Genomic DNA, 12438 nt, shown 5'->3' with positions numbered 1-12438 from the left:
AGGGTAAAAAAAGGGGGGCGAGTTTGCCCCCTTATCTCCGGTGTTAGGCGCAGCGGCGCGGAATGTAGGAGAGTGTGCGGTCGAGCAGGTGTTCCATGTCGGGGCGATGGCATGGGTCAACGTTGTTGGCCACGTGTTGGCGGGCTTGCTGCTTAATACCGTTTGCAGTGCGCAGAGTACCATCTGCATCACCATTTTCTTCAATCAGGTCGGCAATGGTCAGTGAGCGGTCAAACGCCGCCTTAACAATGTCATAGGCCAGACTGTTCACGATGGTTTCAAATTCAGCCCGCCCAAATGGGGACTGGCAGATTGAAAGCTGCGCCTGCGCTTCACCATGATTTTTAATGGCGTTGCGGGCGTCCTGATGATGGAAATAGCGCTGGTGCCACGTACGGGCACAGGCGTGTTCACGCTCGGCAGCAAGATGTTCGCGCAGGTTCTTGCAGACATTGGTGCCCGAGCAATGTGTAGACCATGCGGCCAGCCATGCGCTGGCAAAATCCGGATAGCTGTAGCGATGCCACTCAGGGTCTGAGTTCTGGACCTTGTTGGCAAACCGGAAACCCTTGCCGCCGTCCACGCCATACAGAATGGTTCGGGCGGAAGAGCTGAACTGATCCTTACCTAAAATGAGGATGTGCCCGGTATCTCCGCTGTGCATCTGCCGTTGCATGGTGAAAAGATCAAAGAAACATTCATCGTCAATGACGCGGGCAATGTGGGCTTTGACAAATGTCAGAAAGAGGGGGTTACGCACGCCTGTTAATCCACGCGGGCAGAAATCAAATCCCCACCACCGGGACATTTTCACCAGATGGAAAGCCAGTTCGTTGCGTAGGCGAATGAGGGTTTCTTCTCCATCGCCTGCTTCACAAAGAGTTTGCACAGCTTTGAAGCGGCTGAACAGGAGGTTGATCTGAGGTATGAAGCCACGGGTGGGATTGAAATAATCAAGCAGAACTGAAGGCTGCGAATGTGCCAGGTGCCATTGGGCGCTATAGGTGGTGGAGTGCGTCATGTGGTTTTCTTTGCCCATCCCAGGAGAACAAAAAGCTGACTGTTACAGTGCAGCAGTCGCGTCAGCTTGTGGGTGGAGCACGCTGCCAGGATTAGGGAAGACGGACGGGATACCGCCGGCAGGTGCTCCGCCTTCCTTGTTATTGAGAACAAGTATCAATTGCAATAAATATTTTGAAAAAAAATGGAGCATGGGAAAATTACGGGGGGAAGGGGCGGAGCGGATGGAGGAAAATTAAGGCCCACAAAACCCCAGATCGGGAGCAAGCGGTTTGATGGTGAGGCTACCCGGGCGCCGCTAAATAGTGTTGTGTTTCAAATTGTTGGAGGAGATAGCGCAAATTCCCCTGAATAACTGTATATATTAGAATATATTCACGCAATTTTGCGCGTGATCTGTATCAATTTCAGATTGTGCGAAAGAACTTAAATAGCGGTTATGCAGTTTGTTACGATAAAAAGGCATGACCACATGACTCTGGGAAGACGGCAGTTTCTACAAGCCTGCGGCACATGCGCAGCCGGAGCCAGCGCAGTGGCGCTGGGGTTTGCACCGCCCAGAGCCTATGCGGGAGATTCGCGCCAGTACAAACTGCTTCGGGCCAAGGAAACCCGGAATAACTGCACCTATTGTTCCGTAGGGTGCGGCATTCTGATGTACAGCCTTGGTGATGGCGCTAAAAATGCGAAACCGAGCATTTTTCATATTGAAGGGGACCCGGATCATCCCGTCAGCCGAGGTTCCCTATGCCCCAAAGGGGCGGGGCTGGTCGATTTCATTCACAGTGAAGGGCGGCTGAAATATCCTGAATACCGGGCACCCGGCTCAAAGGAATGGAAGCGGATCAGTTGGGAAGAAGCGACAGATCGCATTGCCCGGCTGCTCAAGGATGATCGTGACAAGAATTTCATTGAACGGAATGAAAAAGGCGAACTGGTCAATCGCTGGCTGAGTTCCGGCATGCTTGCGTCTTCCGCCGCCAGTAATGAGACAGGAGTGCTTGATTTCAAGTTTGCCCGTGCTTTGGGCATGTTGGGGCTGGATTGCCAGGCGCGTGTCTGCCACGCGCCGACGGTTGCCGCCCTTGCGCCCACCTTTGGGCGTGGGGCCATGACCAACAACTGGGTCGATATCAAAAACGCCAACGTGGTTCTGATTATGGGCGGTAACCCGGCGGAGGCCCACCCTGTGGGTTTCAAATGGGTGATGGAAGCCAAGATCCGCAATGGTGCCAAGGTGATGGTTGTTGACCCGCGCTTTAACCGTAGCGCGGCTGTTGCTGATTTCTATACCCCTATTCGCGCAGGATCAGATGCCGCGTTCATGCTGGGGGTTGTGAACTACCTGCTGACACATGACAAAATCCAGCATGAGTATGTTAAGGCCTATACAAATGCCGCGCTGATTGTCCGTGAAGACTATGATTTTGAAGAGGGTCTTTTCAGCGGATATGATGCCGAAAAGAAGACCTACGATAAAAGCTCCTGGACATATGAGCGGGACGAAAAGGGGTTTGCCCGTCAGGACCCAACTTTGCAGAACCCCCGCTGCGTTCTGAACCTGCTGCGCAAGCATGTGGAGCGGTACACGCCGGAGATGGTGACCAAACTATGCGGCACACCTCTCAAGGATTTCCAGCATGTGTGCGAGGAACTGGCGCGGACCAGTGCGCCGGATCTGACCGCCACCTTCCTGTTTGCGCTCGGCTGGACTCATCACACAAGCGGTTCTCAGGTTATTCGTGCAGCCGCCATGGTGCAGTTGTTGCTGGGCAACATTGGTATGCCGGGCGGAGGGATGAACGCGCTGCGTGGGCATTCCAACATTCAGGGCTACACGGATCTGGGCCTGCTCTCTCTCAGGTTACCGGGTTACCTGAACCTGCCGTCAGATAAGCAGCAGGATATCGGCACCTATCTGAAGGAAAGTACACCCGCTACAGATGTGCCCGGTCAGGTGAATTACTGGCACCACACGCCCAAATTTTTTGTCAGTCTGCAGAAAACCCTATGGGGTGACCACGCAACCGCTGCCAACAACTGGGGGTATGACTGGCTTCCAAAATGGGACCGCAGCTATGACATGCTGGCCTATTTTGACCGGATGTATCAGGGCAAGGTGAATGGCTACATTGTGCAGGGCTTCAACCCGCTGGCAGCCATGCCGGATAAGAATAAAACTGCGCAGGCGCTGGCTAAGCTGAAGTTTTTGGTGGTGATTGACCCGCTGTCAACGGAGACAGCGTCCTTCTGGCAGAATGAAGGCGTCTTTAATGATGTGAAGGCGGAAGAGATACAGACGGAAGTCTTTCGTTTGCCGTCCTCCTGCTTTGCTGAGGAAAATGGCTCCATTGTCAATTCCGGTCGTTGGTTGCAATGGCATTTTGCCGGGGCTGAGCCCCCCGGTGAAGCGTGGCAGGACGGGCGGATTATCGGCACGATCTTCACGAAGATCCGTGATCTGTACCGCAAGGAAGGTGGCGTATCGCCCGATCCTGTGTTGAACATGCAGTGGAATTACAAGGACCCGGAAGACCCCACGCCCGAGGAAGTGGCGCAGGAATCCAATGGCTATGCGCTGGCCGATATTACGGATGACCAAGGGAAGGTTGTCGTGCGTAAGGGCCAGTTGCTGCCCGATTTCTCCGTAATGAAGGATGATGGCACAACCTCCAGCTTTGCGTGGATATTCGCGGGGTCCTGGACAGAAGCGGGTAATCAGATGTCCCGCCGCGATAATACGGATACCGGGTTGGGCTGCACTCCCGGCTGGGCATGGGCTTGGCCTGCCAACCGCCGTATCCTGTATAATCGGGCTTCCCTCGACCCAGCGGGCAAGCCATGGGACCCCAAACGCAAGATACTGGAATGGACCGGGGATCGCTGGAAGGGGGCAGATGTGCCGGATTATCCCGTTACCTCTCCGCCGGGGAGCGGCGTGAGTCCCTTTATTATGCTGCCGGATGGAGTGGGGCGCCTGTTTGCCTGTGGTGGTATGTCTGATGGCCCCTTCCCGGAACAGTACGAGCCGACGGAATCTCCGTTGGAAAATAATCCGTTGCATCCGGCCGTTTCCTATAATCCAACAGCGCGTGTGCTGAAGGATGATCGGGCGCGTATGGGCTCGCCCAAGGATTTTCCCTATGTGGCGACAACCTACTCCATTACCGAGCTTTTCCGGCACTGGACCAAGCATTCACGTCTGAACGCCATTATTCAGCCGGAACAGTTTGTGGAAATTGGTGAAAAACTGGCTCAAAGGCTGCATATTTCTGCGGGAGACAAAGTAAAGGTCTCCTCCGCGCGCGGATATATTGAAGCCAAGGCGGTCGTAACAAAGCGTATCAAGACGCTTAATGTCATGGGCCGGGATCTGGAGCAGATTGGCATTCCTTGCCATTGGGGATTCCGGGGGGCAACGCGCAAGGGCTATCTGGCCAATACGCTCAGCCCCGCCGTGGGGGATGCCAACACCCAGACGCCTGAGTTCAAGGCTTTCCTTGTCAATGTAGAAAAGGTCTGAGGCGCGCGATGAGTATGCAGTCACAGGATATCATCAGGCGCTCTGCCACCAATGGCATGACACCTGCGCCTCAGGCCCGTAGCCATCAGGAGGAAGTCGCCAAGCTGATTGACGTCTCTCTCTGCACCGGGTGCAAGGGGTGTCAGGTTGCGTGTTCAGAATGGAATGATCTGCGCGACGAGGTTGGGCATAACGTTGGGGTGTATGATAACCCCGCCGATCTTGCGCCCGAAACATGGACCGTTATCCGCTTTGATGAAGTGGAAGATGAAAGCGGCAAACTGGAGTGGCTGCTGCGCAAGGAAGGCTGCATGCATTGCGCGGAGCCTGGCTGCCTGAAGGCTTGCCCCAGCCCCGGTGCCATTGTGCAGTTTGCCAACGGTATTGTGGATTTTCAGTCTGACCAGTGCATAGGCTGCGGCTACTGTGTTGCCGGATGCCCGTTTGATGTGCCGCGTATCAGCAAAAAAGATAACAAGGCTTACAAATGCACCCTGTGCGCAGATCGCGTGGCAGTAGGGCAGGAGCCCGCGTGCGTTAAAACCTGCCCCACGGGTGCCATTGCTTTTGGCTCCAAAGCGGACATGAAGCAGCTTGCTGCTAACCGAATTGATGAACTGAAAAGCCGCGGGCATGAAGGTGCAGGTCTGTATGACCCTGCAGGTGTTGGGGGCACTCACGTCATGTATGTGCTGACACATGCGGACACACCGGAGATTTATCATCGGCTGCCAAAAGACCCGTATATCAGCCCGGTTGTGCGCGGCTGGAAAGAATGGCTCAAACCCGTGGGGGCGCTTGGATTTATTGTCACTCTGGCCGCCTCCTTTGCCCATTACGTGGGGGTTGGCCCTAACACGACAGATGAAGAAGACCAGCCGGAACCCAAACAGAAAGAACTGTTGGATGCCGGAGGGCCCCCGCAACAGCGCCCTGAAGACGAGCGTGCGGAAGGGAGGGACTAATCATGGATACGAGAAATTCTGTTCTGCGCACCAAGTTTTTTGACCGGATGTGCCACTGGACCATGGTGGCTTGCTTTTTTCTGGTGGCCATGTCCGGGCTTTCCTGGTTTTTCCCCAGCCTGAACTGGTTAGGAAACGTTCTGGGAACCCCACAGACAGCGCGCATCCTGCATCCGTTTCTTGGTACAGTGGTGTTTCTGCTGCTTGTGGTCATGTTCTTCCGGTTTGTGCATCATAACCTGCTGGTAAAAACGGATGTGATCTGGTTCCGGCATGTGCTTGACGTGCTGATGAACAAGCATGGTGAAAAGCTGAGGATTGGCAAATATAATGCCGGTCAGAAGCTTCTGTTCTGGGGGATCATGTCCCTTATTTCTGTGCTGTTTTTCACCGGTATCGTGATCTGGCGCGCCTATTTTGCAGCGTTCTTTCCCATCCCGGTTATTCGGCTTGCCTTGCTGGCGCACGCCACGGCCGGGCTTGGGCTGATCCTGCTGGTGGTGGGGCACATTTACATGGGTCTTTGGGTGCGCGGCTCCATTACGGGTATGCTGACAGGCTACGTATCCCGCGTATGGGCAAGGCAGCATCATGACCGCTGGTATGATGAAGAGGTCAAGCCTGCCTCTGATGCCCCGGTGAAACATCATTCATGAGCGCTTTTTTTTCTGATCTTCCGCCGCTGGATAAAACAGTTCCCGGTGTTCAGGCCATTGAGCCCATTATCCTGCCTCGGTTGGCGGTTTTGTATCGCAGGCGGGCGGAGCGTTTGCGCCAGCTTGATCAGCAGGCCCAAACCGCTGAAGGGGAGGGTGGCACCCCACAGCGGAATGAGGGATATCTGGGCTTTGCCGCGCGTCTGGTTGATGAACAGGCTCGCTTGCTCAGGGACGCCCCACTCAGTGCGGACGATGCAACCCCTGTCAGTGCGTTGCTGGGAGACGGCCTTTCTCGCCCAGAGCGGCCCTCTGCTGCCATGCTGGAGAAAAGTGCCTACTGGCAGGATGCCTTCAGAGGGATGGTTGAAAACCTGTCTCCTTTTATGCCTGAACCGGCTGCGGCTGGCCTGATTGATCTGCTCTATGCTGATCGTAGTGAACTGGCAGCAAAGGCCGCAGCCCTTCTGGCCGGAGACTATGCGGCTGTTGATGCAGGGCGTTCTGTGATTCTGTGGGCGGCCCTTTCCGTGTTCTGGGCGCAGGCCGTTGCCCTTGCCGCACCGGAAGGCGCGGCGGGCGAGGGGCTTGAGACAGGGGGAGCCCGCTGCCCCTGTTGCGGTGCTCCGCCTTCCGGCGGTCTGGTGCTGACAGGAGACCGTGAGGGATTGCGCTACCTTCAATGCAGTCTGTGCGAGACACGCTGGCACAAAGTGCGTGCGACATGCAGTGTCTGCGGCGGAACAGACCACGTGGATTATTGGTCCTTTGAGACAACAGATGCAGTCATTCAGGGAGAAACCTGTGGGGATTGCCACGGCTATGTGAAGCTCTTCCGGCAGGACAGGGACCCGGCGCTGGAAGTGGTGGCGGATGATCTTGCCTCGCTCGGGCTGGACGCTGCTCTTGAAGAGCAGGGATATGTGCGGGCCACGCTGAATCCGTTTGCTTTTCCAGTCTGATACGCAGCGTTTGGAACACTCACCCCTTCCAGACGCTGCAATAGAAAGAGCAAGGCCTTGCGGTGGCTTGCAGAGCGGGGGCATCGGGTAAACTGATGGTGGCGCTGGCACAAAATGGCGCTCATGCTTTTTTATGCCGGAGACAAAAGTAACAGGTGGTGATGCGGAATAGTTTTACAGGTTTGGTCGATTATCCAACGGCTTTGCAGCTTGTGCTGGCCTGTGCGGAAAAAAGATCCGACCAAGCCGAGAATGTGCCACTCTCTCACAGTAACGGGCGCATTGCCGCGCAGGATGTGCTGGCTGTTTCTGATCGGCCCGTAGCTGATATTTCCGCTATGGATGGCTACGCTTTTGCCCACTCAGCAATGGCCGCAGCGCCCGCAGGACTGAGGGTGGTCGGGCAGAAAGTGGCAGGTGACATGCCTTCAGCGCTGAAAATGGGTGACGCGCAAGGGATATTGACCGGCGCCCGTATTCCGCCGGGGGCAGATTGCGTGATGGCGGGTGAGCGCATGCAGCTTGACCCCCAGACAGAATGCGTTCGCCCTCTTCATGCCCTGGCCGAACAAGGAGCCAATATCCGTCGCAAGGGCGAGGAATTTACGCGGGGTACCTGTCTTGTTCGACGAGGGCAGGCGTTGGATTGGCGGCATATCGCTTTGCTGGCAAGCCAGAATGTGCAGCAGGTGGCGGTGGTGCGCCCGCTTCGTATTGCCGTGGTGGCAAATGGCGCGGAATTAGCAGCAGACGCACCGGATGCCCGGGCGGACTCAAATACGCCCATGCTGGCGGCCTTGCTCGCCTCTGCCGGGGCCGAAGTGGAAACACATGTGGTTTCTTCAGATGACGCGGATCAACTGCGCGCCGTTCTTTGCTCTGCTTGGGAACATTCAGACATGCTGGTAACCACTGGTGGCATATCGGTGGGGGATACAGATAACGTTCTGGATGTTCTGAAGGAACTGGGTGCCGGGGTCCTGTTTCGTGGCGTTAAAATCCGGCCGGGCAAGCCGCTGTCCATTCTGGAGCAAGACGGAAAACTGGCCTTCTGTCTGCCGGGAAACCCCGGGGCTTCTGCCGTCTGTGCACTGGTATTCCTTTTGCCGTATCTACGCTCCGTGATGGGGGATGCGCACAGGCCTGTGCTGATAGCCGGTACTGTCGATTTTGAACTGGCCCCTGCGTGCGATACTACGCATTTTGTCCCTGTTTTCTGCCAGTCTGACGGTTCGGGATGGCGCATTTCTCTGCTTCCCACTGTTGGGGCCTCAGATATTATCGTGTTGACACGTGCCAATGCGTTGTTGCGGGTTGACCCGCATGCGCCTGTTATTGCGGGACAGACGCGATGGGTAATGCCTCTTCATATCAATTGAACAGAGCAGGAATTTTTCAGGATAAATTCCGCTATGGCGTCTGTGTTGTCCAGATCGAGAGTTAAAAGGGATGAAGGCACAGCAGATGGGGTGGTGGTTGCCACAGCAAGAATGTTGGTCTGCGTTTTAAAAAGCGGTTCTTTTCCAACTTCGGGCCGGTAAACCTCAAGCGCTGCGGGAATAGAGGCATGAAACCCTTCAATAATAACCAGATCCACAGGCGCCATACGGCAGAGAACGTCACGCAGGCTCGGTTCTGGCTGGGTATGCTGTAAAACCCACCGATCAGGTGTGACGAGCATGACCTCGCATGCTCCCGCCTGACGGTGGATGAAGGAATCCTTGCCCGGCTTATCAATATCAATGTGGTGATGCGTATGTTTGATGGTGGAAACGCTGAGGTCACGTGCGCGTAGGGCTGGCAGCAGGCGCGCCATCAAATGGGTTTTGCCGGAGCCGCTGCGGCCTGTAAGGCCAATAACGGCTTGCTGCCTGGGTCTGGTCATGGCGGTTCCTGAAATGTGCGGACGATTTTCTGCTCTATCAGAGATGATCCATAGGTGCGAGTGACCGAAAGAAACGGTGGAAACAGGGAATTCTTTTCGAAGGACTATGCAATTTCAGGCGTCAACTGCGTTCAGATTCAGAACATACGGAGTGCAAAGCACGGAAGGAGTGAGAATGGGCTATCTGTTGCATGGCAAATGGCATGCGGCCCAAGGCGCCAGGCATGCCTCGGATGAAAACGGAACATTTTCGCGGCAACCGTCACAGTTCAGAAACTGGATTACACCCGATGGCAAGGCTGGACCAACAGGGGAGGGAGGGTTTCGTGCGGAACCAGGGCGCTATCACCTTTATGTTTCTCTGGCCTGTCCGTGGGCTCACCGCACCCTGATTTTCAGGCAACTGAAAGGGTTGACTGGTCATATTTCCCTCTCCGTCACGCACTGGCTGATGGGCGAGCAAGGCTGGACGTTTGAGGCTGGGCCGGGTGTGCAGCCTGATCCGCTTCATTCTGCCCGTTTTCTGTATGAACTCTATGTGCGGGCTGATAGCGCTTATTCAGGCAATGTGACTGTTCCCGTACTGTGGGACACGTATCGAGATACAATTGTCAGCAATGAATCCGCCGACATCATTCGGATGATGAACAGCGCTTTTGATGAAGTGGGGGCGCGGGAAGGGGATTATTACCCTGTTCTGCTGCGTGGTGAGATTGATGCGGTGAATGAGCGTATTTATCGCACGCTGAATAACGGGGTTTATCAATGCGGCTTTGCACAATCCCAGCAGGCTTATGAACGCGCGCTGAATGATCTGTTTGAAACATTGGACTGGCTTGAACATCATCTGCGTGGCAGGCGCTGGCTGGTGGGAGAGCAATTGACGGAAGCTGACTGGCGTCTTTTCACCACATTGATACGCTTTGATGCGGTTTATGTGGGACACTTCAAATGTAACGTCCGCCGCCTGTGCGATTATCCCGTGCTCAGCCGCTATGTGGAGCGGCTCTACGCGTTGCCGGGCATTGCAGAAACTGTGAGTTTCTTTCACATCAAGCACCATTATTACCTGAGCCATCCTTGGCTGGACCCAACAGGAATTGTGCCGGTAGGTCCTCAACCGCCTTTTGGCGCAGCCCGTATGGCGGTAAGCCTCTCGGGAGAAGGAATTGAAACACCATGACAGAACGCACTCTGACAGAAATCCTGGAAATAGAGGACGACCATGAGCGTCGGATCGAACTGCTTATCCTCCGGCTGCCAGAAAAGGCACGGCCTGCTGTGCGGTGGATGCGCAAGCCACAGGCTCGTTGGGCGCGGATCCCGGCTGGGATATTGCTGATCTGCGGTGGTTTTCTCTCCATTCTACCGGTTTTGGGGCTTTGGATGTTGCCTTTGGGGATTGTGCTTCTTTCTGAAGATGTTGCTTTTCTGCGGCGTCTGACAGATCGGGCGTTGGCGTGGGTAGAGCGGCGCAAGCCGCACTGGCTTGGGTTGGAAGCCGTCACAGCAAGTTAAGGCTCCCTGTTGTCTGCATGGGTCTGATGCACGCGCGGGGTGTCACGCTCTCTGTATCCTCGCGGTATAGTGAGGCCATGACAGATCAAGCCACACCCGTTCCATCCTCCCAGTCTATGATCCGTGTTCGGGGCGCACGGGAACATAATCTGAAAAACGTTGATGTCGATTTGCCGCGTGACCAGTTGGTGGTTTTCACCGGGGTTTCAGGGTCTGGTAAATCCTCACTGGCCTTTGGCACAATCTACGCCGAGGCGCAGCGGCGCTATCTTGAATCTGTCTCTCCTTACGCACGGCGACTGTTCAACCAGATGCCTGTGCCTGCGGTGGCGAGTATTGAAGGGCTTCCGCCTGCCGTCGCCTTACAGCAGCAAAGGGGAGGGAGCAGCGGACGGTCCACTGTTGGCAGTGTCACCACGCTTTCCAATCTGTTGCGTATGCTTTACTCGCGCGCCGGGTCTTATCCGCCGGGTATGGCGCGGCTGGAAGCTGAATCCTTTTCTCCCAATACGCCTATGGGGGCATGCCCTCGCTGCCACGGGCTAGGAAGCATCTATGATGTGACCGAGAAAACGCTGGTGCCGGATGATACTCTCAGCATCCGGCAGCGTGCCGTGGCGGCTTGGCCCACCGCATGGCAGGGGCAGAACCTGCGCGATATTCTGATCACGCGCGGAGTTGATGTCGATAAGCCGTGGAAAGATCTGCCGCAAAAAACGCGCGACTGGATTTTATACACGGAGGAAACGCCGACTGAACCCGTTTATCCGGGCCGCACGCATGAAGACGTTCTGGCCGCCATAAAACGCGGAGACCCTGCGGATTATAACGGCACCTTTACTGGCGCACGGCGGTATGTGCTTCAAACCTTTGCAAAATCCCAAAGTGCGAAAATGCGGGCGCGGGCGGCATCCTTCATGGTCAGTTCGCCATGTCCCCTTTGCCATGGTCAAAGATTGAATCCGGATGCTCTCAAAGTCACATTTGATGGGCGGAATATTGCGGAATTTTCGGCCCTTCCGTTGAAGCATATTGCTCAGGCATTGCAGGTCATGCAGCCACACATGACTGGGCTGGATGCGGTGAGTGTCGCGGCGCAGGGCATCGTAGCATCGCTGATTGAGCGGATTGCCGTGCTACTTGATCTGGGGCTGGGCTACCTCCAGCTTAGCCGGAGCGTGCAAACTCTCTCTCCCGGCGAATATCAGCGCTTGCGGCTTGGTACTCAAATCCGTTCCAATCTGTTCGGGGTGGTATATGTGCTGGATGAACCCAGCTCCGGCCTGCATCCGGCGGACACACAGGCGCTATTGAGAGCGCTTGATGGCCTGCTGGCAGCGGGAAATTCTCTGCTTGTGGTGGAGCATAATCCGGATGTTATCCGGCGCGCGCAATGGCTGGTGGATGTTGGACCACAGGCAGGCGAGCGTGGCGGCCAGGTGCTTTACAGTGGCCCACCTGAGGGCCTGAAGACCGTCCAGGCCTCCCAGACACGGCATTATCTATTTGATGCTCCCACAAAGCGGGAGACGCCGCCGCGGGTGGCGGAAACGTTCCTCAAGCTGGCAAATATCACGTGGAATAATCTGCAGGATCTTGATCTTTCTCTGCCATTGGGCGTGTTGGTGTCCGTCACGGGAGTTTCCGGTTCTGGAAAATCCAGCCTGATTCAACAGGCATTGGTTTCCATCGTTTCTCGTGCTTTGGGTCAGCCGGTTGCGCTTGATGAAGACACTGAAGAAGACACGCCTTTTGATCCGGCGGAAGCCGGACAGTCGCAAGGGCGTGTTGTTTCGGGTTTGGAAAAGGTGCGCAGGCTTGTGGTTATTGACCAAAAGCCCATAGGCCGCACACCGCGTTCCAACCTTGCAACGTATACCGGATTGTTTGATCTGGTGAGGCAGGCCTT

The 12438-nt window shown here is 55.6% G+C and carries 10 protein-coding genes; 8 read left to right on the top strand and 2 right to left on the bottom strand.

What is annotated here, in order from left to right; all coding sequences use genetic code 11:
* Nucleotides 1-43: 43 nt before the first annotated feature.
* Nucleotides 44-1021 carry a hypothetical protein gene (locus AD948_RS06710; protein WP_039904141.1) on the bottom strand — a complete coding sequence of 326 codons (978 nt, stop codon included), beginning with the start codon at nt 1019-1021 and terminating at the stop codon, nt 44-46.
* A 471-nt stretch (nt 1022-1492) separates the two neighbouring features.
* Between AD948_RS06710 and fdnG the strand changes: the two genes are divergently transcribed.
* From fdnG to AD948_RS06685, 5 genes are all read left to right on the top strand, one after another.
* Nucleotides 1493-4543: a formate dehydrogenase-N subunit alpha gene (gene fdnG, locus AD948_RS06705; protein WP_082782341.1), complete on the top strand. Its 3051-nt coding sequence runs from the start codon at nt 1493-1495 to the stop codon at nt 4541-4543.
* A gap of 8 nt (nt 4544-4551) precedes the next feature.
* Nucleotides 4552-5508: a formate dehydrogenase subunit beta gene (gene fdxH / locus AD948_RS06700; RefSeq protein WP_061471232.1), complete on the top strand. Its 957-nt coding sequence runs from the start codon at nt 4552-4554 to the stop codon at nt 5506-5508.
* Nucleotides 5509-5510: 2 nt separating this feature from the next.
* The gene (locus tag AD948_RS06695; protein WP_061471231.1) at nt 5511-6164 is read left to right on the top strand and encodes a formate dehydrogenase subunit gamma; all 654 of its coding nucleotides are present in this window, start codon (nt 5511-5513) and stop codon (nt 6162-6164) included.
* Complete coding sequence (gene fdhE / locus AD948_RS06690; protein WP_061471230.1) at nt 6161-7126, top strand: formate dehydrogenase accessory protein FdhE; 966 nt, start codon at nt 6161-6163, stop codon at nt 7124-7126. The genes AD948_RS06695 and fdhE overlap by 4 nt, the downstream gene beginning before the upstream one ends.
* A gap of 161 nt (nt 7127-7287) precedes the next feature.
* The gene (locus AD948_RS06685) at nt 7288-8505 is read left to right on the top strand and encodes a molybdopterin molybdotransferase MoeA (protein WP_061471229.1); all 1218 of its coding nucleotides are present in this window, start codon (nt 7288-7290) and stop codon (nt 8503-8505) included.
* Here AD948_RS06685 and mobB read toward each other — a convergent pair.
* Entirely contained in the window at nt 8493-9011 is a 519-nt protein-coding gene (mobB, locus tag AD948_RS06680; RefSeq protein WP_061471228.1) for a molybdopterin-guanine dinucleotide biosynthesis protein B, read from the bottom strand. The genes AD948_RS06685 and mobB overlap by 13 nt on opposite strands.
* 175 nt (nt 9012-9186) lie before the next feature.
* Here mobB and AD948_RS06675 point away from each other — a divergent pair, with 175 nt between their 5' ends.
* The 3 genes from AD948_RS06675 to AD948_RS06665 form a co-directional block, all read left to right on the top strand.
* Nucleotides 9187-10194, top strand: coding sequence for a glutathione S-transferase family protein (locus tag AD948_RS06675; protein WP_061471227.1), 1008 nt, complete (start codon nt 9187-9189; stop codon nt 10192-10194).
* Nucleotides 10191-10529 (top strand): hypothetical protein, encoded by a 339-nt coding sequence (locus AD948_RS06670; RefSeq protein WP_061471226.1) that lies wholly within the window; start codon nt 10191-10193, stop codon nt 10527-10529. Before AD948_RS06675 ends, AD948_RS06670 begins: the two co-directional genes overlap by 4 nt.
* A 77-nt stretch (nt 10530-10606) precedes the next feature.
* Nucleotides 10607-12438 (top strand): excinuclease ABC subunit UvrA (locus AD948_RS06665; protein WP_061471249.1); only part of this gene is annotated, 1832 nt, incomplete at its 3' end.

The organism is Acetobacter senegalensis, from assembly GCF_001580995.1.
Lineage (GTDB): Bacteria > Pseudomonadota > Alphaproteobacteria > Acetobacterales > Acetobacteraceae > Acetobacter > Acetobacter senegalensis.
Note: the sequence above shows the minus strand (reverse complement) of the source record. Positions and strands in the feature narration are given on the sequence as shown.